Origin of the sequence: Rhizobium leguminosarum (assembly GCF_001679785.1) — a bacterium.
In the GTDB taxonomy this organism is placed as follows: Bacteria; Pseudomonadota; Alphaproteobacteria; order Rhizobiales; family Rhizobiaceae; genus Rhizobium; species Rhizobium leguminosarum_R.
The window spans coordinates 3340416-3366333 of the sequence record NZ_CP016286.1 but is presented as its reverse complement, the minus strand read 5'-3'; the positions used below and the strand labels follow the sequence as shown (position 1 = coordinate 3366333).

The 25918-nt window shown below is 60.4% G+C and carries 25 protein-coding genes and 1 tRNA gene; 11 read left to right on the top strand and 15 right to left on the bottom strand.

Going from position 1 to position 25918, the window contains the following annotated elements:
- Positions 1–249 precede the first annotated feature (249 nt).
- Positions 250–408, top strand: a complete 159-nt coding sequence (locus BA011_RS44350; RefSeq protein ID WP_186806449.1) for a hypothetical protein — start codon at positions 250–252, stop codon at positions 406–408.
- 111 nt (positions 409–519) lie between these two features.
- Here the strand turns inward: BA011_RS44350 and BA011_RS16615 are convergent, their stop codons facing one another.
- A complete protein-coding gene (locus BA011_RS16615; protein WP_065281258.1) occupies positions 520–1611 on the bottom strand; it encodes a DUF475 domain-containing protein in 1092 nt (363 codons plus the stop codon).
- Between the two features lie 354 nt (positions 1612–1965).
- Here BA011_RS16615 and BA011_RS16610 point away from each other — a divergent pair, with 354 nt between their 5' ends.
- Both BA011_RS16610 and BA011_RS16605 read left to right on the top strand, forming a co-directional pair.
- Positions 1966–2196, top strand: a complete 231-nt coding sequence (locus tag BA011_RS16610) for a hypothetical protein (RefSeq protein ID WP_065281257.1) — start codon at positions 1966–1968, stop codon at positions 2194–2196.
- Positions 2197–2253: 57 nt separating this feature from the next.
- Positions 2254–2442 (top strand): hypothetical protein, encoded by a 189-nt coding sequence (locus BA011_RS16605; protein WP_065281256.1) that lies wholly within the window; start codon positions 2254–2256, stop codon positions 2440–2442.
- Between the two features lie 56 nt (positions 2443–2498).
- Here the strand turns inward: BA011_RS16605 and BA011_RS16600 are convergent, their stop codons facing one another.
- Positions 2499–3011, bottom strand: a complete 513-nt coding sequence (locus BA011_RS16600; RefSeq protein ID WP_017962091.1) for an MgtC/SapB family protein — start codon at positions 3009–3011, stop codon at positions 2499–2501.
- A gap of 230 nt (positions 3012–3241) precedes the next feature.
- Between BA011_RS16600 and BA011_RS16595 the strand changes: the two genes are divergently transcribed.
- Positions 3242–3973 (top strand): hypothetical protein, encoded by a 732-nt coding sequence (locus tag BA011_RS16595; RefSeq protein ID WP_065282573.1) that lies wholly within the window; start codon positions 3242–3244, stop codon positions 3971–3973.
- A 6-nt stretch (positions 3974–3979) separates the two neighbouring features.
- Here the strand turns inward: BA011_RS16595 and BA011_RS16590 are convergent, their stop codons facing one another.
- The 6 genes from BA011_RS16590 to BA011_RS16565 form a co-directional block, all read right to left on the bottom strand.
- On the bottom strand, positions 3980–4474 hold the full coding sequence (locus tag BA011_RS16590) for a hypothetical protein (protein ID WP_170269171.1): 495 nt from the start codon (positions 4472–4474) through the stop codon (positions 3980–3982).
- Positions 4475–4915: 441 nt separating this feature from the next.
- Positions 4916–5959: a porin gene (locus BA011_RS16585; RefSeq protein ID WP_065281254.1), complete on the bottom strand. Its 1044-nt coding sequence runs from the start codon at positions 5957–5959 to the stop codon at positions 4916–4918.
- 477 nt (positions 5960–6436) lie between these two features.
- Complete coding sequence (locus BA011_RS44345; protein WP_186806448.1) at positions 6437–6610, bottom strand: hypothetical protein; 174 nt, start codon at positions 6608–6610, stop codon at positions 6437–6439.
- A 118-nt stretch (positions 6611–6728) separates the two neighbouring features.
- Complete coding sequence (locus BA011_RS16575) at positions 6729–7688, bottom strand: DUF2971 domain-containing protein (protein ID WP_065281252.1); 960 nt, start codon at positions 7686–7688, stop codon at positions 6729–6731.
- A gap of 134 nt (positions 7689–7822) precedes the next feature.
- A complete protein-coding gene (locus BA011_RS16570; protein WP_237352487.1) occupies positions 7823–8017 on the bottom strand; it encodes a hypothetical protein in 195 nt (64 codons plus the stop codon).
- A 307-nt stretch (positions 8018–8324) separates the two neighbouring features.
- A complete protein-coding gene (locus BA011_RS16565; protein ID WP_420493416.1) occupies positions 8325–8609 on the bottom strand; it encodes a LexA family protein in 285 nt (94 codons plus the stop codon).
- Positions 8610–8637: 28 nt separating this feature from the next.
- Between BA011_RS16565 and BA011_RS16560 the strand changes: the two genes are divergently transcribed.
- Complete coding sequence (locus BA011_RS16560) at positions 8638–9753, top strand: IS630 family transposase (RefSeq protein WP_065282351.1); 1116 nt, start codon at positions 8638–8640, stop codon at positions 9751–9753.
- A 423-nt stretch (positions 9754–10176) separates the two neighbouring features.
- On the opposite strand, the gene BA011_RS16555 is transcribed toward BA011_RS16560, so the two are convergent.
- The 4 genes from BA011_RS16555 to cpdR1 form a co-directional block, all read right to left on the bottom strand.
- A complete protein-coding gene (locus BA011_RS16555; RefSeq protein WP_065281251.1) occupies positions 10177–10719 on the bottom strand; it encodes an SLATT domain-containing protein in 543 nt (180 codons plus the stop codon).
- Between the two features lie 91 nt (positions 10720–10810).
- On the bottom strand, positions 10811–11143 hold the full coding sequence (locus tag BA011_RS44340) for a hypothetical protein (protein WP_065281250.1): 333 nt from the start codon (positions 11141–11143) through the stop codon (positions 10811–10813).
- A gap of 145 nt (positions 11144–11288) precedes the next feature.
- Positions 11289–11363 (bottom strand) — tRNA-Val (locus BA011_RS16545).
- A gap of 83 nt (positions 11364–11446) precedes the next feature.
- Complete coding sequence (cpdR1, locus tag BA011_RS16540; RefSeq protein ID WP_003542883.1) at positions 11447–11809, bottom strand: response regulator CpdR1; 363 nt, start codon at positions 11807–11809, stop codon at positions 11447–11449.
- A 187-nt stretch (positions 11810–11996) separates the two neighbouring features.
- Here cpdR1 and BA011_RS16535 point away from each other — a divergent pair, with 187 nt between their 5' ends.
- Both BA011_RS16535 and hisN read left to right on the top strand, forming a co-directional pair.
- Complete coding sequence (locus BA011_RS16535) at positions 11997–12878, top strand: N-formylglutamate amidohydrolase (protein ID WP_065281249.1); 882 nt, start codon at positions 11997–11999, stop codon at positions 12876–12878.
- Between the two features lie 271 nt (positions 12879–13149).
- The gene (gene hisN / locus BA011_RS16530) at positions 13150–13923 is read left to right on the top strand and encodes a histidinol-phosphatase (protein WP_065281248.1); all 774 of its coding nucleotides are present in this window, start codon (positions 13150–13152) and stop codon (positions 13921–13923) included.
- Positions 13924–13992: 69 nt separating this feature from the next.
- Here the strand turns inward: hisN and BA011_RS16525 are convergent, their stop codons facing one another.
- Complete coding sequence (locus BA011_RS16525) at positions 13993–14967, bottom strand: alpha/beta fold hydrolase (protein WP_026158880.1); 975 nt, start codon at positions 14965–14967, stop codon at positions 13993–13995.
- A gap of 402 nt (positions 14968–15369) precedes the next feature.
- Between BA011_RS16525 and BA011_RS16520 the strand changes: the two genes are divergently transcribed.
- Positions 15370–15840, top strand: a complete 471-nt coding sequence (locus BA011_RS16520; RefSeq protein WP_065282572.1) for an Hsp20 family protein — start codon at positions 15370–15372, stop codon at positions 15838–15840.
- Between the two features lie 61 nt (positions 15841–15901).
- Here BA011_RS16520 and BA011_RS16515 read toward each other — a convergent pair whose 3' ends face one another.
- The gene (locus tag BA011_RS16515; RefSeq protein ID WP_065281247.1) at positions 15902–16951 is read right to left on the bottom strand and encodes a bile acid:sodium symporter family protein; all 1050 of its coding nucleotides are present in this window, start codon (positions 16949–16951) and stop codon (positions 15902–15904) included.
- Between the two features lie 45 nt (positions 16952–16996).
- Here BA011_RS16515 and BA011_RS16510 point away from each other — a divergent pair, with 45 nt between their 5' ends.
- Positions 16997–17851, top strand: a complete 855-nt coding sequence (locus tag BA011_RS16510; RefSeq protein WP_065281246.1) for a LysR family transcriptional regulator — start codon at positions 16997–16999, stop codon at positions 17849–17851.
- A 54-nt stretch (positions 17852–17905) separates the two neighbouring features.
- Here the strand turns inward: BA011_RS16510 and BA011_RS16505 are convergent, their stop codons facing one another.
- Positions 17906–18958 carry a threonine aldolase family protein gene (locus BA011_RS16505; RefSeq protein WP_065281245.1) on the bottom strand — a complete coding sequence of 351 codons (1053 nt, stop codon included), beginning with the start codon at positions 18956–18958 and terminating at the stop codon, positions 17906–17908.
- Between the two features lie 540 nt (positions 18959–19498).
- Here BA011_RS16505 and gltB point away from each other — a divergent pair.
- Both gltB and BA011_RS16495 read left to right on the top strand, forming a co-directional pair.
- Positions 19499–24223, top strand: a complete 4725-nt coding sequence (gene gltB, locus BA011_RS16500) for a glutamate synthase large subunit (RefSeq protein WP_186806447.1) — start codon at positions 19499–19501, stop codon at positions 24221–24223.
- Between the two features lie 226 nt (positions 24224–24449).
- Positions 24450–25904: a glutamate synthase subunit beta gene (locus tag BA011_RS16495; RefSeq protein WP_062941551.1), complete on the top strand. Its 1455-nt coding sequence runs from the start codon at positions 24450–24452 to the stop codon at positions 25902–25904.
- Positions 25905–25918 lie beyond the last annotated feature (14 nt).

Here is a 25918-nt window from a genome sequence, read left to right as displayed (position 1 = left end):
AAATCGGTTCCGATTTTCGGAAAGCATGATGCGCAGATTTCAAAGTGTTAGAGCGTCCTTTGTGCGTCCGAAAGGACGCACGGCGCTCTAAGAATAAAAAGACCACCCACCCCTTCCTCGAGGCTGGCCATGGAGACATGTGCCGGCCTGCTGTTTTTTGCATGGCTGAGGTGATTTTCTGAGCATTGTGGAGGTCTATTCGCGATGCCATCTATGAGTAGTCAATCATAGAGCAAGAGGAAAAGGACAATGTCCGCACTTCGCAATTCAGTCCGTACTGGCTTCTTTGGCCGCGCATTCGCCGTTCTTGGTGCCGCAAACGCCGTCAGCGCTGCTGTCGAAGCCGGTCGCCGCCCGCGCGCCAACGACCTCACCACACTCGGTATCGACCCGGCCTCCTTCGGTTAGGTCTCCCGCTAACACCTTCAAGCAATGCATGAATGAATTAGCCCGCAACCGGATGGTCGCGGGCTTTATTTTTAGCTGCAAGAGTGTCGCACACTGCGGCTTCTTGCTTCGTCAGGCGTGAAGTTCCTCCTGCCGAGCGCCGTGATCCTCCACCTTTTCGCGCCTGTTATGGCGAATGGACGACCAGAGCGACAGACCGATCAAGACCGCGCCGCCGAGGCCGGTGATGACCTCGGGAATGTGCACCAAGGTCTGCGCATACATGATCACCGAGAGGATCAGGATGGCATAGAAGGCGCCATGTTCGAGATAGCGGTATTCGGCAAGCGTTCCCTTCTCTACCAGCATGATCGTCATCGATCGCACATACATGGCGCCGATGCCGAGGCCGATCGCGATGACGAAGAGGTTCTGCGTCAGGGCAAAGGCGCCGATGACGCCGTCGAAGGAAAAGCTCGCATCCAGCACCTCCAGATAGATGAAGGCGCCGAGGCCGCCCTTGGCGGCAGCACTCATCGTCTGCTGCGACGCATCGAGCAGCTCGCCGACAACCTCGACCGCGAGGAAGGTGAGCAGGCCGTAGATGGCGCAATGGACAAAGACACTGGCTTCCTCGCCACCGATCAACCAGGAAAACACAAGCATCAGAGCCAGCACGAAGGCGATCTCGATGCCCCTTATGGTGGCCGAACGCGCCATCACCTTTTCCAGACCGCGAAGCCAATGGATTTTCTTCTCATGGTCGAAGAAATAGCTGAGGCCGACCATCATCAGGAAGGTGCCGCCGAAGGCCGCGATCGGCAGATGCGCATCGTTCATGATGCGGGCATATTCGGCCGGCTCGCGTGCGGCAAGCACCAGAGCATCCCAGGGGCCGATCTGTGCCGCGATCGCGACGATTGCCAGCGGGAAGACGATGCGCATGCCGAAGACGGCGATGATGATGCCCCAGGTGAGGAAGCGCTGCTGCCAGACCGGCGTCATCTCCTTCAGCTTGTTGGCGTTGACGATGGCATTATCGAAGGAGAGCGAGATCTCCAGCACCGCAAGCACCGTGCAGATGAAGAAGACGGTCGCCATGCCGCCGATCGTGCCGGTCGTCTGCCAGCCGAGCACGGCGCCGAGAACGAGGCCGAGGGCAGTGACGATGAAAGCCCAGCGGAAATAGCTGAGCGAGGATTTATGGGTCACGGGTTGATTCATGGCCGCACCTCGCGGCCGCAAATCGTGTTGAAGAGGGTCGATATAGTGGAAAAACGCGGCACGCCACAACGGGCACGCGGGTCAGGCATGGTGAGCTTGTTCATCGATGAAAAATCCGCCGGCTAAGCTGCAGGCGGTACCGACATCACGAGAGCGCCGTAAAAACTCTCGCCAGAGGGGCCCGGCACCAAAGTACCCCGTCAGCCGATGTCTGGAAGGCTGCGGGATAGGCTCTAGGTAATGAACTTCGCGGGCCAGTCAAGGCCGGTCGTCACACCGGGATTGGGTGATTTTTTTTGGAACCATCCCGACGCCCGCCCGTTAGGCCCTGGTTGAGCTTAAAAAAGGAGGCCGATGATGCACACTTCGACCCATCTTCCCGACAAACGCACGGAGGCGTCCGACCGCATGAAGCGGGCGAAGCCGAACCGCATGCAGAAGGCGCAGGTGCTGCCGCCGCATCATGTCGACCTGACACTGACGCCCGGCGTCTACCACGACATTCACGTGCCGGCCCATGTTAGCGGCGCCGATCTTTCCAAGGGCGGCCCCGACATCAAGGGCAATGCGGGCACCAAGAAATAACGGGTATTCCGGAAGCCTCCTGCGCGAACGGTAGATTTGAAACAGGGTGAGAAACATATGACGATCAACTTTGTGCCCCGCGAGATCTTCATCCGGCACGAAAATGAATGGCAGGCGGTACGCGAGGCGGCGGACGAACGCATCAATATCGGCAGACGCCAGAAGCCGCTCTCCGTCGGCGGCACGGCATTGGTTGGTAAAAGCGATCCTTCGGCGACACGCGCTGAACGACCAACAGCCGAATGACCAACTGAAGCACACGTGACACGAGCGCCCGGCGTGATGCCGGGCGCTTTGTTTTTCTATTTGTGTTCATCGCGATCGACACGCTGTCCGGAATTATAGCCGAACCATTTTTCGAGCTTGCCGAAGGCGAAGAGCACGCAGATGGCAGCAAGCGTCGTGAAGAAGGCGATCGGCCAATAGCCGAAGCCCATGGCGAGGCCGATCGCGCCGGAGAGCCACATGCCGGCGCCCGTCGTCAGCCCGTGCACCCTACCTCTTGCAAAGACGATCATGCCGGCGGCAAGGAAGGCGACGCCGGCGGTGACGGCTTCTATGACGCGCAGCGGATCGATGCGCACCTGATCGTCATCGGTAAAACCCGGCATGTGCACTGCCTCGATCGAAATGATGGCAAAGAGGGCAGCGGCAAGACTGATCAGAATATGGGTGCGGAAGCCCGCCGGGCGGTCGCGGGCCTCACGTTCGAAACCGATCAGCCCGCCGAAGACGATGGCGCCGAAGAGGCGGGCGAAGATGACGGGATAGTGGATACGCGACGCCGGTATTATGTCGGCGATAATCAGATCCATGGATTTTTCCCCCAGAAAGATGGAATTTTTCGCTGGCTAACGTCTGGGCGCGGAATTTGTTCAGCTTTTCCCTCTTGCGTTTCGGCAGTGCCGTTGGCCTCTCCGGTGTGCGCCGGTGCGTTCGGGTCATTGGAAGGAAAGTTTGGCAAACCAGGCGTCATCCTGTCGCCGCGCCAACCTTTCGGAAAGGATTGAGCAGCGATAATCCCGGCCTCACGGGAATCGGACAGATGGCCAAGACAGCGACACGCGGCCGCCGCAAGGCGCCGGCGAGAGGAAAGAGCAAAGCGCGCAGCAGCGGGGGCGGATTGCTGTCCTGGGCGGTGATCGGCATTGCCGCGATCGGCGGCATCGTCGCCCACGACCATTGGAAGAGCATTCAGCCGATGCTTGCAAGGCAATCGACGCCGATCACACGGGACACGGCGGAGCCGAGGCCTGTCGTCAAGAAGGACGCGCCGCCGAAGCAGGTGGCGCTTGCCGCACCCACGCCGAAAGTCCCAGTACCGCAGTTGCTGCCGCAGCCGCAGCCGCTGCCGCCGGCCGCGATCCCGACGCCGATGATCCAGCCGATAAAGGCAGTGCCGTCGCCGGCCTCCGCTGCTGTTTCGGAAGCCAGGACAGTCGCCTTCGGCTATTGCGGGCAGGGCGCCCATATCAATTGCGTCGGCGACGGTGGCGTCTTCTGGTACAAGGGCGAGAAGATCGTGATTGCCGACATGGCAAGCCCGGCGGTCGACCGGGCGCGCTGTGACGGCGAGCGCCGGGTGGCCTTTGCCGCCAAGTCGCGGCTGCTGGCGCTTCTGAACGCCGGACCCTTCATCATGAATGCGGCGGGTAAGGCCGAACCCTCTGGCGCGCCGCGCGTCGTCTCGCGCGACGGGCGCTCTTTCGGCGCACAGCTGATCAATGAGGGCCTGGCACGCAAGCCAGGGGCCGCCGGCAGCGCCTGGTGCGCCTGAGGGCGGCTACTTACCCTTCTTCACCAGCTTGCCGCCGGTGCGGAAGCTGCCAGTGAAGGAGGAGTCCTTGCTTTCGGCGGTGCATTCGATCGCGATCGGCTTACCGGCATAGGGATTGCCGAAGGTGCAGAAGCCGGCGACCTTGACCTCTCCGGTCATCTTGTTGCCGACACCCGTGGTGACGAGGCTGAGCGGCAGGCGGGCATTGCCGTTGGAGGCAGGCTTGATGCCGCTGCCGTCGCCCTGGAAGCCCAGCGCCTTGCCATCCGAGGTGAAGATGAAGGTCACCACGCCATTGGCCAGCGTGACGCTGGCAAGCTCGTTCTTGCAGCCCTTGGTGGCGTCGAACTTGGCGACGACCAGCTTGGCGCATTTGCCGGAAAGCGTAATGACGCCGGGCGCACCAGGAAAGGTCTCGGCGGGCGCGGGCGGCGCAGCGGAGGCCGGCAAGGCGAGGACGGCGGAAAAAAAGGCGGCAGCGGCAAGCGCGTATAACTTCATTTCGATCTCAAACCCCATGTCGCGGCGAGGCGAATCACTACCTCACCCTCGGTTCGCCATGGCATGGCTCTGTGTCCGAATTTGGCGCGCCGTTATTGCTGAGGAGAAAAAATTTTGTCGGCGGCCGAGCTCGCTCGACGATCGGCGGCAGATCAGTAAAAAGCTGGTTGCGGTTGCTGGTTACAAGATCCGGCAACGACATAGGCTGCCGGACATCGGCAACGAACCGATGTGACACGACAGTGGCAGGGCACTCATCGAGGTGCCGTCTTGGACGCACGTCTGGTCAAGGGGAATGGGCCCAGGCAGGGAAGTCCAGGCCCATTCTTTCCCGATCGGAGGTCAGTCAGATCAGGAATTTGTAGCTGCCGGTCCAGAGCATGATGCCGAAAAGTGTGAACGGTTTTCGGATGACATCCTGTTCTAGCCGGCAGCCCTTTATCAGAACGCGCGCTGCAGGCGGAAGAAGCCCGAGGTAACGTCGCTAGCATTGTCCGGATCGAGGTACTGAACCGAAATCTTCGTGGAGAGGTTCTCGACGATCTGGTAGTCGATCGTCACGCCGGCCTTCCAAGCGTCAACGTCGTCGTTGAACTCGCCAGCAGTGATGCCATAGTTGTTGTAGTACTGAACAGCGGGGGTGATCTTCAGCTTGTCAGTCGCCTTGATGGCGTATTCAGCAGCGATCGCCCATTCAGCCTTGTTGTAGTAGGCGTTCGGGTTGCTTGCGTAGACAACTGCGAGGCCGAGCGTGCCCGGACCGACAGCAACCGTACCCATAGCGCGGACGGCGCCTTCTTCGTTGTCGGTGTCGTAACCGGCGGTGATCTGGTAGCTGAATGCACCAGCCTTGCCGCCGAGACCGACTGCAACGCCGACGTTGTTGGGGGTTTCGCCATTGTAGAACGGGCTGTCTTCCAGCTCGTCAACGCTGATGCCAGCGTAGAAGGCGTCGGTTTCGTACTGATAACGGATGGAGTTATGCAGCGTGACCGGAGAACCGATATCGTCCGTTTCGCCGGAGAGGCCATCGTCCCACCAGGAGTAGAACAGACCAGCGCGGAAGCCGGCGATGTCGAGGTAAGCGGAGTCCAGCTGGGCCTTCTGGGCCGAAGCGTTGTCAGCATTGAACTGCATGACGATGACGCCGGTCAGCGGACCATATTCGGTGTCGCTCTTGGCGGTAAACTGAACCTGACCACGCGTACGGGCATCCCAGTCCGAGTCGTTGGCGACAGAACCACCGCCGCCGGCGCCGATCGAGCTGGCGTTCGGAGCAACGTCAACCTGGAAACGGATGTAACCGTTGATCTTGAGGCAGGTTTCGGTGCCTGGGATGTAGAAGTAGCCGGTGCCGTATGCGTCGCAGACGCGAACGTATTCAACCGGTTCCGGCTCGGCAGCAACGATAGCGTCGGCAGCCTGAGCGCCGGATACTGCTGCAAGTGCAGCAGCGGAGCCGAGAAGAAGGCTCTTAATGTTCATGGAATAACCTCCAGTTCAGATGCAGAAGGATGAAGACCGTTGCCATCGGCAGTCCCTACGTATCTTCAACCCGTGTGAGCGAAGCGGCGCCTTTTGACCAGGTGCCTGCCTCGCCGCGGTAGTTACACAGCGGCATGTTGCGTCGCAATAACGATGTCGATCATGACAGCAGGGCGGCGCTGCTATGTTGCTGAAATCACACGTTTTTTGTCATAAACCTGTCATCTGTCCGTCACAAAACCGGCAGCTCTGGATGCTTGACCAACGAGGGGCTGAAATTTGAATACGCTAATGCAAGTGACGAGCGCGTGAGCATGTTCTCATATGCGAACCACGCCATAATCAAGATGTTTGAGGCGGAAGGCGTGCCGCACCCGTTCGGACGTGCCAGGGTGGTGGCGGCGGACCGGACGGAGCAGCCGTCGAAGGAAACCGTGAACCTGCAAAACAGCCCGCTTCTGCCGGCGCTGGGGACAGTTAAACGGAACTGGAGAAGCGAATAACAGTCATCGTCACTGGGCCGGCCGCTATCGATTGTTGAATGGCGGCCAGCTCCGCCAGCATTCCCGGGGTTGGCAAATATCCGGCATCCGCCATGCTTTTGACTGTTACACTCCGCAAGTCGATAAGAGTTTCCAGCAGCCGTTCCATTCGAAGATCCTCGTGTTGACGAATCGAGATTCTCTTTCATCTCGAGGGTGTCATCGACAGCGTGACCACGATATTCACTGATTTGCACCGGTGGAGATATCTAGAGTTTTTGTCGCGGTTAACGACGAATCGGAATTTTCGAATAGTAAGTTGGGACATCATATCCCTGATCAGCAAGAAACTGTTTTAGCGCCAGATCCGAGACGGTCGCATATGGCGACGGACCGACGGTCACACTCAAGACCGGCAGTGGCAGTGGCCCGTCCTTGCCGACCCACTCGTAATAAGGCACGACGCCCAGGGAACTGGCCCGATACTTTGGCGAAACGGTAGCCGCAATGTCAGGGCGATAGCAAACTGCGCGATACTCCTCTTCTGCCTCAAAAGCCCAGTTTTTGAAACGCGTTATGAGTTTCGCAATCTCCATCGCCGCGCCGATAGCCAAACGCTTCGCTTCTTCTTCATCGAACGCTTCACGCTCGCCCTTGATGGTGATCGCCCTGTCGTAGATGTTTTTAACCAAGCTGATTGTCAGATCCTTTTGGAAGTGTGCGTCGTAGACAATCTTTGTCAGAAAGTGCGGAAAGTTCCGGGACTGCCAGTTTTCGAGTTCAGCCGCGTTGAACTCTATGCAATAGGGAACGACATCCTTCCCATAGTCTCGCCACTGGTTAAGAAGGTTGTTGCGCGCACTCATGCAAAAGATGATGGGCTGATAGTGTCGCATCGCGTCTGCGATTTGATCGATCAGGTACGAGCCTGCGTTCTTTTCCGCGTCCGTTTTGTCTTCGACGAACTCACGGATAGCGTAGGCGGCGACTTCAACGCCATATACAACCTCTGATCCGTCATTCATGAATGCGGCGTCGGAAAACCAAAGCTTATGTTCCCCCAGAATGCCAATGAGGCCTTGAGCGCTCGTGTAGTGAAACAGAGATGTCGGGATGACGACATCCTCGTAGATTCTCTTAATTTGGATCTCGGCCAATCCGTCAAATACGTTGACGAACGGCGGCAGCTCCGCCGGCTGCTGTTCTAGTCCCTCTGACCCTTTTTCATCTGGTGATGCGTCTTCCATTGAATTTCCCCGTTATCAGGTCGAGCGCTCGTCCGCGCTTCATCTTCAGCGAAAATTAGGCGGACGATCACCCGCCGGATGGTTCTCACAGTCCGGCGGGTGGCATCAAGCTTCAAGGGCGTGCGGGTCCGCCCCTAGGACGTCAGTGCAGATCGCGCTTTTCCCGAGCAATCTGCTCGCTGCCAGAGTGGCGCTTTCCCTTCAGCACTTCGTTGACGCGTCCCGACGCCGAAGCGGAAGGCGATCTCGTGCTGGTACTCGCCGTTCCAGCTGTGCAGCCAGACCTGTACGGCGTCGTCGAGGGTGAGGCGGTGGTTCGTATGCTTCATTTTCGAGTTTCCTAGTGGTTAAGAAACCTCGATCAGCTTGACAGGCCATCCTCCCCAAGTATCCTTGGGATTGTTAAGGGGTGAGCCGTTTTGCCGATCGAGGCATTCGGTTTATTCGACGCGAGGCCGGGGTTGCACCCCCGGCCTTTTTCGTGCCCTGCTCGCCCGATTGGCGATCAGTGAGGAAAGTAAAGTGTAAACACACTGATTCCGTCAAGGGGTTGAAAATTAACATCTGTGGAACGGGTGCATGCCATAAGCATCTGCACCAACTAGTACCACGCCACAGAGATTATGACGGTTTGTCTTATCGTAGAATTGGCAGGGCTTCTGGTGGGATGAGAAGTTGGATGCTGCGTGCGGCGCCTGGCACGCGAGATATAAAACCCGCCTTCTCGAGGGTCAGCACCATCTGGTGAACAGACGGAGCCGTAACGCCGAAGTGGCGACGCATGTCGGCTTCGGCCGGAGGCTGTTTGAAGATGCGGCTGTAGGCGTAGATGAAGGCCAGGTACTGGCCTTGGATCTGCGTAAGGCCCCGTCTTGCCGTTGCGGCTTGCGGGTCAAGTGAGGGACTCATTTTGGGATTCATCTGCGTCTCCACGCTGAAGGAGGTGTCGATGAATATAAAGTTTCACATAGAGCTTAGCCAATCGGAACGTGACCAACTGGCCGCTTTGTTGAGCGGGGGGTGCCACAGGTCGCGCAAGATCAAGCGCGCCCAGATCCTGGTCGCAGCGAACGAAGGCTTCAGCGACGAGGTGATCGCGGCAACCTTGAACGTCAGCGGATCGACGATTTACCGGACCAAACGCCGGTTTGTGGAAGCCAATCTGGAAGGGGCGCTCAGCGAAGAACCGCGCCCGGGTGTTGAGCGCAAGCTATCGAGCAAGGAGGAGGCGCTGTTGGTAGCGACCGCCTGCTCAAAGCCGCCGCCCGGGCGAGCCCGCTGGACCCTGGAGCTTCTGGCAGATGAGATGGTCCGGCTCACCGATCATGACCAGTTGTCCTCGGAGACCGTGCGTCGCCGGCTGGCTGAGAACCATCTCAAGCCTTGGCGCAAAGACATGTGGTGCATCCCAAAGATCGATGGGGAATACGTCGCGCGCATGGAGGATGTTCTCGACCTCTACGCAGAAACGCCTGATCCACAAAGGCCCGTGGTCTGCTTCGACGAGAGCCCGACCCAACTCATCGGCGAAGTGCGCGAGCCCATTGCGGCCAAGCCTGGCCAGCTTGAACGCTACGATTGCGAGTATCGCCGAAACGGCACGGTCAATCTGTTTGTCTTCATGGACGCCCACCGGCCCTGGCGCAGGGTGAAGGTCACCGATCGGCGAACCAACCAAGACTTCGCCGAGTGCATGCGCGAACTGGTCGACGTCGATTATCCCGACGCGCCGATCATCCGCGTGGTGATGGACAACCTCTCCACTCATTCCGCCGGGGCGCTTTACGACGCATTTCCCGCCCCGCAAGCTCGAAGGGTGCTGAAGCGACTGGAGTTCCACCACACGCCCAAGCACGCCAGTTGGCTCAACATGGTCGAGATCGAGATCGGTGTCCTGCGTAGCCAATGCCTCGACCGTCGTATCGACAACAAAGACACCATAATCGCCGAAGTCGCAGCCTGGGAGCAGCAACGCAACGCCCACGGCGCAAAGATCCAATGGATGTTCACAACCGAAAATGCCCGCAAAAAGCTCCGTAAAGCTTACCCCGTCAAAGAGTCATAATCTCTGTGGCGTGGTACTAGGTTTTTCCCCATCCACAATTAAAAGCTGTTTAAAAACATGGCCTTCCACCTGAAACACTAAGGTCATGAAAAGACTTGTGAAAACCGGCCGTTGACCTGCTGCTTTCCACATAATCCACAGTTCGCACTTGTCGGCGCCCGCGTTTGGTGGGCGGGTTTTAGAATCGCGACGACGCGTTTCGCCGAAAGTCCATCACAAGATTTGTCGGAAGTGGATTCTCTGGGTGGAGCCTGTTGATAGTTAACAGATCCCCATCGACGACGGCGACGAGGCAAGCTTCGCCCGTTCCCGCCGGATAGTTCCGGCGGCATCTGCTTGCGCAAAGGGGTGCGGGGGGCGCGATAGTTGCGACTGCCTTTTGCTGCGCAAAGGGGTGCGGGGGTTCGGAAGAGCTGCGCTGACCTAGGAAAAGCGCATGGCTGCCCATTCCAGGAAACGACCGGCGTCGCCACCCCAAACGATCAAGAATATTGTGAAAAGCAAAACGGCGCCTGTAAGCAGCAACAAAATCATCGCCGGATAACTATAGGCCATGAACACTTTCGCCGATTTTTCAAATCGGTCGAAGCGATTCATTATGTACTCTTTTGGGTATTGAAGCTGATAGCGGTAGAAATCGACGTCGTCGTGATTGATGGAATACTTCTGCAGCACCGCGTCGTAGCGGTGTGAAAGAGTTGAAAATAGCTCCTGTGTAACATTTTCACCGGCAAAACGAAGTTCGCGCCGGATCTCCTGAATCTCCAGCGCGCTGCGGCGATATTGCTCCGACCGAACCGCGTGACCGCTTGCGTAAGATAGCACCGATGACGCCAAGAGTAGCACCGACAGGGCCGTCGAAAACAGGTTTGTGATCGGCTGCGAAGCCGCCGAGGCTCCCATGAGTGATGGTCCGACAGACAGCAATATCAGGTATGCGGAAGAGAACGACGTGAGCGCGGTCATGCGCTTATCGATATGCTCGAGGCGCTTGCCGCATTGAAGCGCGCCCCAGCTGTCGCTTTGAGCGAGCGGTTGAAATCCGTAATAGTGTCACTCATGCTCTGGCCTTCGTTGCGATAGTTGGAGCGTTTTTTGCTGTGTAAAGGGGGCGGGGGGCTTTCAGCCGGCATTGTTTGTTTTTCACCAGATCAAAGCCGTACCGCGCCGCGATCGTCTCCACCTGTTTTCGCAGCGTCTCGTCATAGCCGAGCTCCGTCCGGCTGATCGCTAAAGAGCGCAAGGGGTTTGCAAGGGCGCGGGAGTTGGCTGGACTAGGCGAAGACGTCACGTCGCACATTCTGAAGCACACTTGCATCACCCGGATGATGCAGCGCGGGGTTCCAATCTGGGAAGGGGCCGGCTTCTCCGGAATCTCCGAGCAGATCATCCGCAGCGTCCATGGGCACCACCACCCGAAACACCTATCCGCTGCAAAACAGCGGTTTCGTGGGCGATGATTGGGCAAGGCCATGAAGAACAGAAAACAGCTACAGCTACTTTTCAAATTCTCCTTGTGGGCCAAGGAGATCGGATGGTGGGCGTGACAGGGATTGAACCTGTGACCCCTACGATGTCAACGTAGTGCTCTCCCGCTGAGCTACACGCCCATCCGATGGCGGCGCATAGATCACAAAACCTTCGGAGCCGTCAATAGGCTTTTTTCAGTTTTGTGACGCGCCGCCCGCAGGCCTTACGCGGCAAGCATCTTGTTGACCTCGTCGACGAGATCGCGCAGGTGGAAAGGCTTGGAAAGGACCTTGGCATCCTTCGGCGCCTTCGAATCAGGGTTCAGCGCCACGGCGGCAAAACCGGTGATGAACATCACCTTCAGGTCGGGGTCGAGCTCGGTGGCGCGGCGCGCCAGCTCGATGCCGTCCATCTCGGGCATGACGATATCGGTCAGCAGCAGGGAAAACGGCTCCTCGCGCAGCCGGTCATAGGCGCTAGCGCCATTGTCATAAGAAAGGACCTTGTAGCCGGCCTTTTCGAGCGCTTTCACCAGGAAGCGGCGCATGTCATTGTCGTCTTCGGCGAGAAGTATCTTCTGAGTCATCAATCCAGACCGCGATCCATAGGTTTTTGGTGGGCTGTCAGCCGTTTACACTAGTCTCGCTCCGGTAAACAACCGGTGAATTGCCTGTGCCTGACCGCCATCCCTTCTACATAGTATGGACTTGCGGCCGGGCAACTGGCAACATACGCGAAGCAGTCAGTTCATGACATGGTAAAGAGGGCCGAAAGTGCCGGAAATACGCGAATACGAGCTTTTTGAGGTCCATGAGCCCGTGTCGCAGACCATTCCCTTCGTCTACAACTCCCCCCATAGCGGCCGTATTTATCCACCGGATTTTATCGCTCAGTCCAGGCTGGAGGGCATCGCCATCCGCCGTTCCGAGGATCACTATGTCGACGAGCTCTTCGGCTCGGCGGTCGCACTCGGTGCGCCGCTTTTGGCGGCCAACTTCCCGCGCGCCTATCTCGACGTCAATCGCGAACCCTACGAACTCGATCCGCGGATGTTCGACGGGTTGCTGCCGCCCTATGCCAACGTCAATTCGCTGAGAGTCGCCGGCGGGCTCGGCACCATACCGCGCATCGTCGCCGAGAATATGGAGATCTATGCCCGGCGCCTGCCGGTGCAGGAGGGGCTCGACCGCGTCGAAGCGGTCTACAAGCCCTATCATGCGGCGCTCCGCCGGCTAATCGCGCGAACGCATGTGCAATTCGGCTTCGGCGTGCTGATCGACTGCCACTCGATGCCCGGCAATGTGCGCGTTGCCGGCAGCACTGCGCGACCTGATTTCATCATCGGCGATCGCTACGGCACCAGCGCTTCGGCTGAACTTTCGCGCGCGGCCATCGCCATCCTCGAGGAGATGGGCTTTGCGGCGATCCGCAATAAACCCTATGCTGGCGGCTTCATTACCGAACATTACGGCCGGCCCTCGCGCGGACTGCACGCGCTGCAGATCGAGGTGAACCGGGCGATCTATGTCGATGAGCTGACGCTGGAGAAACGCGAGGATTTCACCGCGGTGGCCGATGCCGTCGCGGACTTCATGCAGCAGATGGCGGACTATGTCGAGAAATTCGCCGGCGAGCGGCCGCTGGCCGCCGAATAGATCCGTTTTTCGATTTTGCTGACGTGTGGCCTTCCCCGGCCAAAAAAAACCGCGCTTGTGAGCGCGGCTAAGTCTAGGGAGGAAACACCCAAGGAGGGTATTTACAGTCAGAAGACTGTATGAAGACACTACTATTGCATTGCACAAATGTCAAGCAATTTATTGCGCTGCGATATCTTTGTGCAACTAAACTCAATTTGCCTGCTGCGTTTGCATTCCCGTTGCTTTTCGCTATGAAAAGCGCCACTCCCGCCAGCCAAACGGATCCAACATGTTTCCTGACCGTTCGTTCTTCAATCGCCTGGCGGAGGCTGCCCGAGCCGAAACGCTGCCGCGTTTCCGCTCCGGCCTCGATGTCACGAACAAGCTTTCTTCCGGTTTCGATCCGGTGACGGAGGGCGACCGGGCGGCCGAACTCGCCATCCGGGCGCTGATCGAAGAGAATTTCCCCGACCACGGCATTCTCGGCGAGGAACATGGCGATGTCGGGCTCGACCGCGAATATGTCTGGGTGATTGATCCGATCGACGGCACGCGCGCCTTCATCTCCGGCGTGCCGGTGTGGGGAACGCTGATCGGCCTGCAGAAAGCGGGCCGGGCGATCATGGGCATGATCGAGCAACCCTTTACCGGCGAGCGCTATTTCGCCGACCAGAACGGGTCGATCTATACCGGGCCGGAGGGCGAGCGACGGCTGGCGACGCGCCAGTGCGACACGCTTTCAAACGCCATCCTGTTCACCACCTCACCGCATCTCTTTGCCGGCGAGGAAATGGAGAAATACCGCGAGATCGAGAGCCAGGTGCGGCTCTTCCGCTATGGCTGCGACTGCTATGCCTATGCGCTGCTTGCCGCCGGCCATATCGATCTGGTCGTGGAAAACAGCCTGAAGCCCTATGACGTCGGCGGCATCATTCCCGTCATCGAAGGGGCGGGCGGCATCATCACCACCTGGGACGGCGGACGGCCGGAAAACGGCGGCTCGATCATCGCCGCCGGCAGCCAGGCGGTCTACGAACAGGCAATCGCCATCCTGCAACGCTGATCCCAGGGTCAGCAGCGGCGATCCCAGGGTCAGCAGCGCTGATCCCCCGGTCGGCAAAGCCGATCCGGCTCACGTGCCGAGGGCGGCGACGTCCTGGTTTTCTTCGGCATCGCTGCCGGGAATAAAGGCGTGGAAGGCGGCAAGGGCGGCGGCGCGATAGATATCGCGCTCCTGGAAGATCTCATGACGGGCGCCGTTGATCGGTACCAGCTGGCCGGCGCGGAAATAACGCGAGAGCCGCTCCTGCGCCGTGTAGGGCACGACACCGTCGCGCGTCGGGGCGATGACGATGGTCGGAATGGTGATCGAGAAGAGATGGTAGGGCGAGGTGACCCGGTCCATCGTGCGGAAAGCCTCGATCAGCCAGCGGGCCGTCGGCGGCCCGAGCGTCAATTCCGGATGAGCCTTCATCATTGCGACATTGCGCTCGAAGCGGTGTTCGTCCGAGGTCAGCGGATTATCGCTGAAGTTCGGCTCCTTCAGTTTCGAGGTGAGCGGCAGAAAGCCGAGGCCGACGGCGGTCAGCGTGCCGGCGAGCGCGCGGATGACGCGGGGCGAGGCCGCCTGGCCGGTCAGGCCGATGAAGGGCGCCGACAGCACCATGCGATCGATACGGGTGGTGAGGTAGGGGGCGGCCGAGAGCGCGATCAGGCCGCCTGTGGAATGCGCGAGCAAATAGAAGGGCAGGCGGGTATCCGGCAGCACTACCTTTTCCAGGAAGGTATCGAGATCACGCTCGTAATCGGCAAAGCGGCGGATGTGGCCGTGGTTGCGGCGCTTCATGAGCCGTGACGAACGGCCCTGGCCGCGCAGGTCGAAGGTCGCGACCCAGAGGCCTTTGGCCGTCAGGTCGCGGATCGTCTCGAAATATTTCTCAATATATTCGTTGCGGCCGTGCAGGATGACGACGGTGCCCTTGGCAATCTGGCCACTCGATCGGAAGACGGCGTAACGCAGTTGGTGGCCGTCATGGGTTTCGAAGAACCCCTCCGTGCGGTTTTCCGGGGCGGGATTATCGGGCGTCGAATAGAGAACCTGATCCATGACTTTGCCAATGCGCCGCTGCTGACTGCTTCGCATCAGGGATAGCGCATGGCATCCGGCTTGGAAAGCGGTGGGGAAAAGGGCCGGCAGGAGCATGAGGGTGCTCGCGGCCGGCCGAAGTTGAGGCTGAAGAAGAAGGGACGATGCACTTCAGCCATCGGGACCAGATTCACCCGACGCCTAAGTCCTAGGCGAATGCGCCTGAACGTGCTCCGAACCGGTCGTTCATGCGGGGTTCACGGGCCGATCAAGGCGATTGCAAAAGGTCTTGAACTCCTCGAATCCCATCACCATTTCCTTTCTGCGGGTGCCGAACAGGGCCTGCGCAACCGTCCCAAGGCCGCCAATGATGGGGTCTCAGGGGCATTTCATCGCAACACGTCGCTTCCACAGGAGGACATCATGCGTCACGTAGACTTCTCTCCCCTTTATCGTTCGACCGTCGGTTTCGACCGGCTCTTCACCATGCTCGACAGCCTTGCCCAGCCGGAGCAGGCGCAGACCTATCCGCCCTATAATATCGAGCGCACCGGTGAAAACACCTATCGCATCACCATGGCCGTTGCCGGTTTCGACGAGACCGAACTTTCGATCGAAGCCCATGCCCATGTGCTGTCGGTGAAGGGTGAAAAGAACGAGGAACCTGCCGAAAGCGGCGAATTTCTCTACCGCGGCATTGCCAAGCGCGCCTTCGAGCGCCGCTTCCAGCTTGCCGATCATGTCGAGGTGACCGCCGCTTCGCTGAAGAACGGCCTGCTGCACATCGATCTTCTGCGCAATATTCCCGAGGCCATGAAGCCCCGCAAGATCGCGATTGCCGCAGAACCGGTCGAGGCTCCGAAGGCCATCGAAGCGCAGGTCATCAACGGCTAATCATATCCCACGGGATAAAACGCACGGCGCTCCATCGGGGCGCCGTTTTTTTTATTGCGGCTCAGGCCGGGCTGGCGGCTTCGTCTATCTCTTTTTGCGTTGCGCGGCGGGCAGCGGCAGCGGCGTATTTCTGGGCAATGACGGCGCAGACCATCAGCTGGATCTGGTGGAACAGCATCAGCGGCAGCACGATCGCGCCGATCGACTGGCCGGCGAAGATGACGTTCGCCATCGGTACGCCGCTCGCGAGGCTCTTCTTCGAGCCGCAGAAGGTGATGGTGATCTGGTCGGCCTTGTTGAAGCCCAGCCAACGGCTGCCGAACATCGTCAGCACCAGGACAATTGCCAGCAAGGCCACGTCGGCGACGATGACAACGGCGATATCGGCGATCGAGAAGGTGTGCCACAGGCCCTCGACCACAGCCGTGCTGAAGGCAAGATAGACGACCATCAGGATCGAGCCGCGGTCGACAGGCATCAGGATTTTCTTCTTGGCGCGAATCCAGTCGCCGATCCAGGGTTGCAGGATCTGGCCGATGATGAAGGGGGCAAGCAGCTGCAACAGGATCTGCTCTAATGCGTCGAAGGAGAAGCCGCCATGGCCGCCGACGGAAAACAGCAGGCCGACGAGCAGCGGTGTCAGGAACATGCCGAAGATGTTGGATGCAGAGGCCGAGCAGATGGCGGCGGGCACATTGCCGCCCGCCATCGAGGTGAAAGCGATCGACGACTGCACCGTCGACGGCAGAACGCAGAGGAAGAGGATGCCGAGATAAAGCGGCTGCGGCAGGATCGTGTCGGGGATCAGCCCGAGCGCCATGCCGAGCAGCGGGAAGATGCCAAAGGTCGTCAGCAGGATGACGATATGCAGGCGCCAGTGCAGCAGGCCTGATATGACCACGTCGCGCGAAAGCCGGGCGCCATGCAGGAAAAACAGCAGCGCGATAGCGAGATCGGTGGCGATGCCGAAATAATCCGCGAACGTGCCGCGCGCCGGCAGCAACGAGGCAAGGATGACGGTGCAGACGAGCAGGATGGTGAATGTATCGGGCAGAAAGCGGCGCATGGCGGTCTCGCGGCGTGATAAAACAGCCATTGTTCTGTCGTCCATTATGATCCAGGATGCAAGGAATAACAGTTATCGAGAATCTGGATCATGCTCGACCTTTCGCAATTGCGCAGTTTCGTCGCCGTCGAACAGATGGGCAGTTTCACGCTTGCCGCAGAAAGGCTGGGCCTCGGGCAGTCGACGGTCAGCCAGCACATTCAGCGGCTGGAGGCAGCACTCGGGCGCAGGCTGCTGGCACGCGACACGCATAAGGTGATGCTGACCGGCGATGGCGAAGCGCTGCTGTCGCATGCGCGCGCCATGCTTTCGATCGAAGGGCAGGTGCAGTCATTGTTTAAGAGCCACAGCCTGCGCGGCAGTCTGCGGCTCGGCGTGTCGGAGGATTTCGTCACCAGCCAGTTGCCGGCTGTGCTGGAGGATTTCGTTCGTTCGCACCCCTCCGTCGATCTCGAACTGACGGTGGCGCTGTCCGGTGTCCTTTACGAGATGCAGGACAATGGCGAAATCGATCTGGTGCTTGCCAAGCGCCGGCTCGGCGATGCGCGCGGAAAACTCGTCTATCGCGAGCCGCTCGTCTGGCTGGCGCGCGATCCCGAGCGTGTGCTTGCCTCCGGCCCTTTGCCGCTGATCGCCTTTCCGCCGCCGAGCGTCACATGGGTGATCGCGCTGGAAGCGCTCGGGCGAAACGGCGTACCCTGGCGGATCGTCTGCACCTGCGGCAGCCTGAGCGGTCTAACGGCAGCGGCGCGAGCCGGGATGGGCGTGCTGGTGCAGCCGCGCAGCATGGCGCCGTCCGGTCTGAAGGAAATCGCTGCGGGAAGACTTCCGGTGCTGGAGGATGTGGAATTCGTGCTGGTGCCGCGTAAGGGTGCGGACCAGGCACTGGTTTCAGCACTGTCGGAGGATATTCTGCAAAAGGTGAGGGGACTGAGGTCGGCGTGAATCCTTGTCCGTCACCCAAGGCCCGCCGGGTCGACAGGCCTTTCCGACAGGCGATCAGGCGGCCAGGCACTTCAAGAAGCCATCGACATCTGCTTCGGTGGTCGCGAAGCTGGTGACGAGGCGAACCAGGGTTTCGCTTTCGGAGACGAGTTCGGGCGTTGCCGCCGGGACCGGCCATTCGTAAAATTTCGCGCCCTTTTCCTCCGCAATTTTTGCGGCACTTTTGCTGACGACGGCAAAGACTTCGTTGGACGCGGTCGGCCAGGCCAGGCGGGCGGAGTTGCTGGTGGCGATGCCGGCGCGCAGCCTGTCGGCCATGCCGTTCGAATGGCGGGCGAGATCGAGCCAGAGACCGTTTTCGAAATAGGCATCGAACTGGGCGGCGATGAAACGCGACTTGGAGAAGAGCTGGGCGGCGCGCTTGCGGATGAACGGCATTTCCCGGGCCTGATCCGGATTGAAGAAGACGATCGCTTCGGCACACCAGCAGCCGTTCTTGGTGCCGCCGAAGGACAGCATGTCGACGCCGCGCTTCCAGGTCATCTCGGCCGGGGTGGCGCCGAGTGCGACCAGGGCGTTGGCGAAGCGGGCGCCGTCCATGTGGAGCGGCAGATTGCCCTTCCTCGATATGGCGGCGATCTCGCCGATCTCCGGCAGGGAATAGACGGTGCCGATCTCGGTCGCCTGGGTGATGGTCACCGCGCTGGCGCGGCCGTGATGGACGGCGTCCTCGGGAAAGCTTGCGATCTTCGCCGAAAGCTTTGCCGGATCGATCTTGCCGGCTTCGCCGTCAATGGCAACGAGGCGGGCCGAGCCGGAGAAAAATTCCGGCGCGCCGCATTCATCCTCGATCACATGGGCCTCCGAGTGGCAGAAGGTGATGCCACCGGGGCGCTGGACGCTTGCCAGCGACAGGGAGTTGGCGGCCGTGCCGGTGGCGACGAAGAAGATCGAAACCTCACGCTCGAAAATCTCGGAAAAACGGGCTTCGACCTTTCTGTCCAGATCGCCGGCGCCATAGGCGGCGGCAAAGCCGGTCGATGCCGTCAGCAGACGTTCGGCAATGGATTTGTGGGCGCCGGCCCAGTTATCGGAAGCAAAGAACATGTGGGGAAACCGTGAGAAAGGAAGGGGTTGGCAAGTCCGCAGCGGACATTACGCCAAAGCTTCACGGGATCAAGGTTGTCGCCCGCGACACATCACGGAAATTGAACTACGCAATCAATAAACAAAATAATACGTCCTGGCGTAATTTTATTTCGCCATGGCCGCCACTCAGGCAATCTTCCGTCGCAAATTGACGTTTTTTAACGGAGCGCTCTTGCAGAGCCGAATGCTTTCTGGCATAGAACTGATGAATTAGGACAGTGTTGCTGTCCTATTTTGACCTTTATGACCGAAGAGGCGCCGAAAGCCCTGGAACAGACCGGCTTTCACGCTATAGTTCTTCCGAGCGTCAAGCCTCAAGGGGCGGCGCGCGGAGGCGAATGGCAGGCGCGGAACGCGACGGTTTGCTTTCCTTTAAAAGCAGATGTCTGCGGCCGATCTTCACAATGCAACAGCGCTGTCATGCGCCGAACCTATCTTCGGGTTGCGGCGCGAGACGAAAAGCCGCCCGCGGCCCCGCGGGCTTCGACAGGAGGAAAGATGATGACGAAGACGCCATCCATGGAAGTTGACCGGTTTGCTGCTGCTAATCTGCGCGCGACGGCCAATATCTCCAAATCCGCCTCCGGCCTGCCGAAGAAACAGGGCCTCTACGATCCGCGCAACGAACATGATGCCTGCGGCGTCGGCTTCGTCGCGCATATGAAGGGTGAGAAGTCGCACCAGATCGTCAAGGATGGCCTGTTCATCCTGGAGAACCTGACGCATCGCGGCGCCGTCGGCGCCGATCCGCTGATGGGTGACGGCGCCGGCATCCTGGTGCAGATCCCCGACCGGTTCTTCCGCGAGGAGATGGCCGAGCAGGGCATCACCCTGCCGCCGGTCGGCGAGTATGGCGTCGGCCATATCTTCATGCCGCGCGATGAAAAGCAGATCGAGCACTTTAAGAAGGTCATCAAGGACGTCATCACCGAGGAAGGCCAGGTCTTCATCGGCTTTCGCGACGTGCCCGTCGACAATTCCTCGCTCTCCAAGGCGCCGGCCATTGCCGCCACCGAGCCGCATCATGTGCAGGTCTTCATCGGCGCCGGCGAGGATGCCGAAAACAACGACGAGTTCGAGCGCCGGCTGTTCACGCTGCGCAAGGTGATCTCCAACCGCATCTATGACGAGTTCGACGGCGAGGAGAGCAATTTCTATCCGGTATCGCTGTCGTCGGCGACGGTCGTCTATAAGGGCATGTTCCTGGCCTATCAGGTCGGCGTCTACTACAAGGACCTGTCGGATCCGCGTTTCGAAAGCGCGGTCGCCTTGGTGCACCAGCGCTTCTCGACCAACACCTTCCCGTCATGGAAGCTCGCGCATCCCTACCGCATGGTCGCCCATAACGGCGAGATCAACACGCTGCGCGGCAACGTCAACTGGATGGCGGCGCGCCAGGCGTCGGTCTCCTCACCGCTGTTCGGCGAGGACATCTCCAAGCTCTGGCCGATCTCCTACGAGGGGCAGTCGGACACGGCCTGCTTCGACAACGCGCTCGAATTCCTGGTGCGCGGCGGTTATTCGATGGCGCATGCCGTGATGATGCTGATCCCGGAAGCCTGGGCCGGCAACCAGTCGATGGCCGCCGAACGCAAGGCCTTCTACGAATATCATGCGGCGCTGATGGAGCCCTGGGACGGGCCGGCTGCCGTTGCCTTCACCGACGGCACGCAGATCGGCGCGACGCTCGACCGCAACGGACTGCGGCCGGCGCGCTACCTCGTCACCGATGACGACCGCGTCATCATGGCGTCCGAAGCCGGCGTGCTGCCGGTTCCGGAGGAGAAGATCATCCAGAAGTGGCGCCTGCAGCCGGGCAAGATGCTGCTGATCGATATGGAAGAAGGCCGCATCATCTCCGATGACGAGGTGAAGTCGCAGCTGGCGACGGCGCATCCATATCGCAGCTGGCTCAACCGCACCCAGCTCATCCTCGAAGACCTGAAGCCGGTGGAACCGCGGGCGCTGCGCCGCGACGTGTCGCTGCTCGACCGCCAGCAGGCCTTCGGCTACACGCTCGAGGACACTCGCATCCTGATGTCGCCGATGGCGACGACCGGCCAGGAAGCGATCGGCTCGATGGGCACGGATACGCCGATCTCGGCGATGTCGGAAAAGCCGAAGCTGCTCTACACCTATTTCAAGCAGAACTTCGCGCAGGTGACCAACCCGCCGATCGACCCGATCCGCGAGGAACTGGTCATGAGCCTGGTTTCCTTCATCGGGCCGCGGCCGAACATTCTCGACCATGAGGGGGCGGCCAACGCCAAGCGGCTCGAGGTGCGTCAGCCGATCCTGACCAATGGCGATCTCGAGAAGATCCGCTCGATCGGTCATACGGAAGACCGTTTCGACACCAAGACGCTCGATTTCACCTATGATATCGAGCGTGGCGCCGAAGGCATGCCCGAGATGCTCGACCGGCTCTGCGAGCGCGCGGAAGCGGCCGTCAAGGGCGGCTATAACATCATCGTGCTCTCCGACCGCCAGATCGGGCCGGACCGGATCGCCATTCCGGCACTGCTGGCGACGGCTGCCGTGCACCATCACCTGATCCGCAAGGGGCTTCGCACCTCGGTCGGTCTCGTCGTCGAGACCGGAGAGCCGCGCGAAGTCCATCATTTCTGCCTGCTCGCCGGCTATGGCGCCGAGGCGATCAACCCCTATCTCGCCTTCGACACGCTGCTCGACATGCATGCCAAGGGCGAATTCCCGAAGGAAGTGGATGCTTCCGAAATCGTCTACCGCTACATCAAGGCGGTCGGCAAAGGCATCCTCAAGGTCATGTCAAAGATGGGCATCTCGACCTACCAGTCCTATTGCGGCGCGCAGATCTTCGATGCGATCGGCCTGCAGTCGGAACTGATCGACAAGTATTTCTTCGGCACCGCGACGATGATCGAAGGCATCGGCCTCGAGGCGATCGCCGCGGAAACCGTCGCCCGCCATAATGCGGCCTTCGGCACGGACCCGCTTCTTGCCACGACGCTCGACATCGGCGGCGAATATGCCTACCGCATGCGCGGCGAAAGCCATGCCTGGACGCCGGATGCGGTCGCAGCCCTTCAGCATGCCGTGCGCGGCAATGCCGAGGACCGCTACCGCGAGTTCGCCGATATGGTGAACAATTCGGCGCTGCGCATGAACACGATCCGCGGTCTCTTCAAGATGAAGAGCGCCGAGGCGCTCGGCCGTACGCCGGTATCGATCGACGAGGTCGAGCCGGCGGCCGATATCGTCAAGCGTTTCTCGACGGGGGCGATGTCCTTCGGCTCGATTTCCAGGGAGGCGCATACGACGCTGGCGATCGCCATGAACCGGATCGGCGGCAAGTCGAACACCGGCGAGGGCGGCGAAGAATCCGACCGTTATATACCGCTGGCCAATGGTTCGATGAACCCGGAACGTTCGGCGATCAAGCAGATCGCCTCGGGCCGCTTCGGCGTCACCACCGAATATTTGGTCAATGCCGACGTGCTGCAGATCAAGGTGGCGCAAGGCGCCAAGCCTGGCGAAGGCGGCCAGCTGCCGGGTCACAAGGTTGACGCGACGGTTGCCAAGACCCGCCACTCGACACCGGGTGTCGGCCTGATTTCGCCGCCGCCGCACCACGACATCTATTCGATCGAAGATCTGGCGCAGCTGATCTACGATCTGAAGAATGTCAACCCGACTGCCGATGTTTCGGTCAAGCTGGTCTCGGAAGTCGGCGTCGGCACGGTCGCTGCCGGCGTCGCCAAGGCGCGCGCCGACCATATCACGGTCGCCGGCTTCGACGGCGGCACCGGTGCGTCGCCGCTGACCTCGCTCAAACATGCCGGCAGCCCCTGGGAAATCGGCCTTGCCGAGACCCAGCAGACGCTGGTGCTGAACGGCTTGCGTTCACGCGTCGCCCTGCAGGTGGATGGCGGCCTGAAGACCGGCCGCGACGTGATTATCGGGGCGCTGCTTGGAGCCGACGAGTTCGGCTTTGCCACGGCGCCGCTGATTGCCGCCGGCTGCATCATGATGCGCAAGTGCCATCTCAACACCTGTCCGGTGGGCGTGGCGACCCAGGATCCGGTGCTGCGCAAGCGCTTCAAGGGCGCGCCGGAGCACGTCATCAACTATTTCTTCTTCGTCGCCAACGAAGTGCGCGAAATCCTCGCCTCGCTCGGCTTCACCCGGCTTGACCAGATCATCGGCGCCTCGGAGCTGCTGGAGAAGGACGAGATGCTGAACCACTGGAAGGCGAAGGGCCTCGACTTCAGCCGTATCTTCCACAAGGTCAACGCTCCCAAGGAAGAGACCTTCTGGACGAGCCGGCAGAAGCACCCGATCGACGACATTCTCGACCGCGTGCTGATCGAGCAGGCTCAGCCGGCACTGACGGCCAAGACACCCGTCGCCTTCGAGGTCGGCATCAAGAACGTCGACCGTTCGGTGGGAGCGATGCTTTCCGGCGAGGTCGCCAAGCGTTATCGCCATCGCGGGCTGAAGGAAGACACGATCAATGTGACGCTTCGCGGCACGGCGGGACAGAGCTTCGGCGCCTTCCTGGCGCGCGGCGTCACCTTCAACCTGATCGGCGACGGTAACGACTATGTCGGCAAGGGCCTTTCGGGCGGCAAGATCATCATCCGGCCGCCGGAGAATTCGAGGATCGTCGCCGAGGACTCGATCATCGTCGGCAACACTGTGCTCTATGGTGCGACCGAGGGCGAATGCTACTTCCGCGGCGTGGCGGGCGAACGTTTCGCCGTGCGCAATTCGGGGGCGATCGCCATCGTCGAGGGTGTCGGCGACCATGGCTGCGAATACATGACCGGTGGCGTCGTCGTCGTGCTCGGCGCTACGGGCCGCAACTTCGCGGCCGGCATGTCCGGCGGTGTCGCCTACGTGCTCGATGAAACCGGTGATTTCGCCAGCCGCTGCAACATGGCGATGGTCGAGCTCGAGCCGGTGCCCGAGGAGGACGACATGCTGGAGAAGCTGCATCATCACGGCGGCGATCTCATGCACAAGGGACGCGTCGACGTCTCCGGCGACATGACCCGTCATGACGAGGAGCGCCTTTACCAGCTGATCTCCAACCATCTGCATTATACGGGCTCGGCCCGCGCCACTGAGATCCTGGACAACTGGGCCGACTACCGCCCGAAATTCCGCAAGGTCATGCCGGTCGAATACCGGCGTGCGCTCGAGGAAATGGAGCGCAGCCGGATGGGTATCGCCGCGGAATGAATTGCACCGGACATTCGTCACCTGACGACTGCAGGTGACGGATGACGAAAATATCTCGATGACCCGTGACGATCACACCGACGGCGAAAGCTGTCCAGATCGCACGGATGTCTTTCAGGGGATATGGTCCAATGACGGTCAAGACAAGCAACTTGCCCCGGGTACCGGGACTGACGATAGACAGATTGGCTGCGGTGAGGCGGTCATGAGGGTAAGGGACGAAGATATGGGTAAGGTAACAGGGTTTCTGGAAATCGACCGGCAGGTGGCGAAGTACCAGCCGGCGTCGGATCGCATCCGTCATTTCCGCGAGTTTACGATCCCGATGTCGGACCCGGAAGTGCAGAAACAGGCCGCGCGCTGCATGGACTGTGGCATCCCCTATTGTCACGGCCCGACCGGCTGCCCTGTTCACAACCAGATTCCCGATTGGAACGACCTCGTCTACAACAACAACTGGGAAGCGGCGATCCAGAACCTGCATTCGACCAACAACTTCCCCGAGTTCACCGGTCGCGTCTGCCCGGCGCCCTGCGAGGAAGCCTGCACGCTGAATCTCGAGGATGCGCCGGTCGCCATCAAGACGGTCGAACAGGCAATTGCCGACAAGGCCTATGAGCTCGGCTTCATCCGGCCGCAGCCGGCCACGGTCCATACCGGCAAGAAGGTCGCGGTCATCGGCTCCGGTCCCGCCGGCATGGCGGCCGCCCAGCAGCTCGGGCGCGCCGGCCACGAGGTGCACCTTTACGAGCGCGAGACCAAGCCGGGCGGACTGCTGCGTTACGGCATTCCCGATTTCAAGATGGAGAAGAACTTCATCGACCGCCGCGTCGAGCAGATGAAGGGCGAGGGCGTCACCTTCCATTGCGGCGTCAATGTCGGCGTCGACGTCAAGGTCGAGCAACTGCTCGCCGATCACGACGCCGTCCTCTACTGCGGCGGCTCTGAAACGCCGCGCGAGGCGGGCATCCCAGGCACCGACCTTGCCGGTGTGCATGATGCGATGCCCTATCTCGTGCAGCAGAACCGCCGCGTCGGACGCGAGAACATCGACAGCGTCGGCTGGCCGTCGGACCCGATTCTTGCCGGCGCCAAACATATCGTCGTCGTCGGCGGTGGCGATACGGCTTCGGACTGCGTCGGCACGGCGTTCCGCCAGGGGGCCGTCAAGGTCACCCAGCTCGACATCCGGCCGCAGCCGCCGGAGAAGGAAGACAAGCTTGCCGTCTGGCCATTCTGGGCGACGAAGATGCGCACCTCTTCCTCGCAGGCCGAGGGCGCCGTGCGTGAATTCCAGGTGGCCACTCTTGAATTCGTCGGCGAAGACGGTGTGCTGACCGGCGTCAAGTGCTGCGAGGTCGACGAACGCCGGCGGCCGGTTCCAGGCACGGAATTCGTCATCCGGGCCGATCTTGCCTTCATCGCCATCGGTTTCCGCGGGCCGTTCACCGGCAGCGTACTGAAGGAGCTCGACGGCAAGCTGACGCTCAACACCGACAAGCGCGGCTCGACCAACGTCGTCGCCAACGACCGCGACTACAAGACTTCGGTCGACAAGTTCTGGACGGCGGGCGACGTGCGCCGCGGCCAATCGCTGGTGGTCTGGGCGATCCGTGAAGGCCGCCAGGCGGCACGCGCCATCGACGAGGAATTGATGGGCTCGACCGTCCTGCCGAACTGAGCGTCAGCCGCACA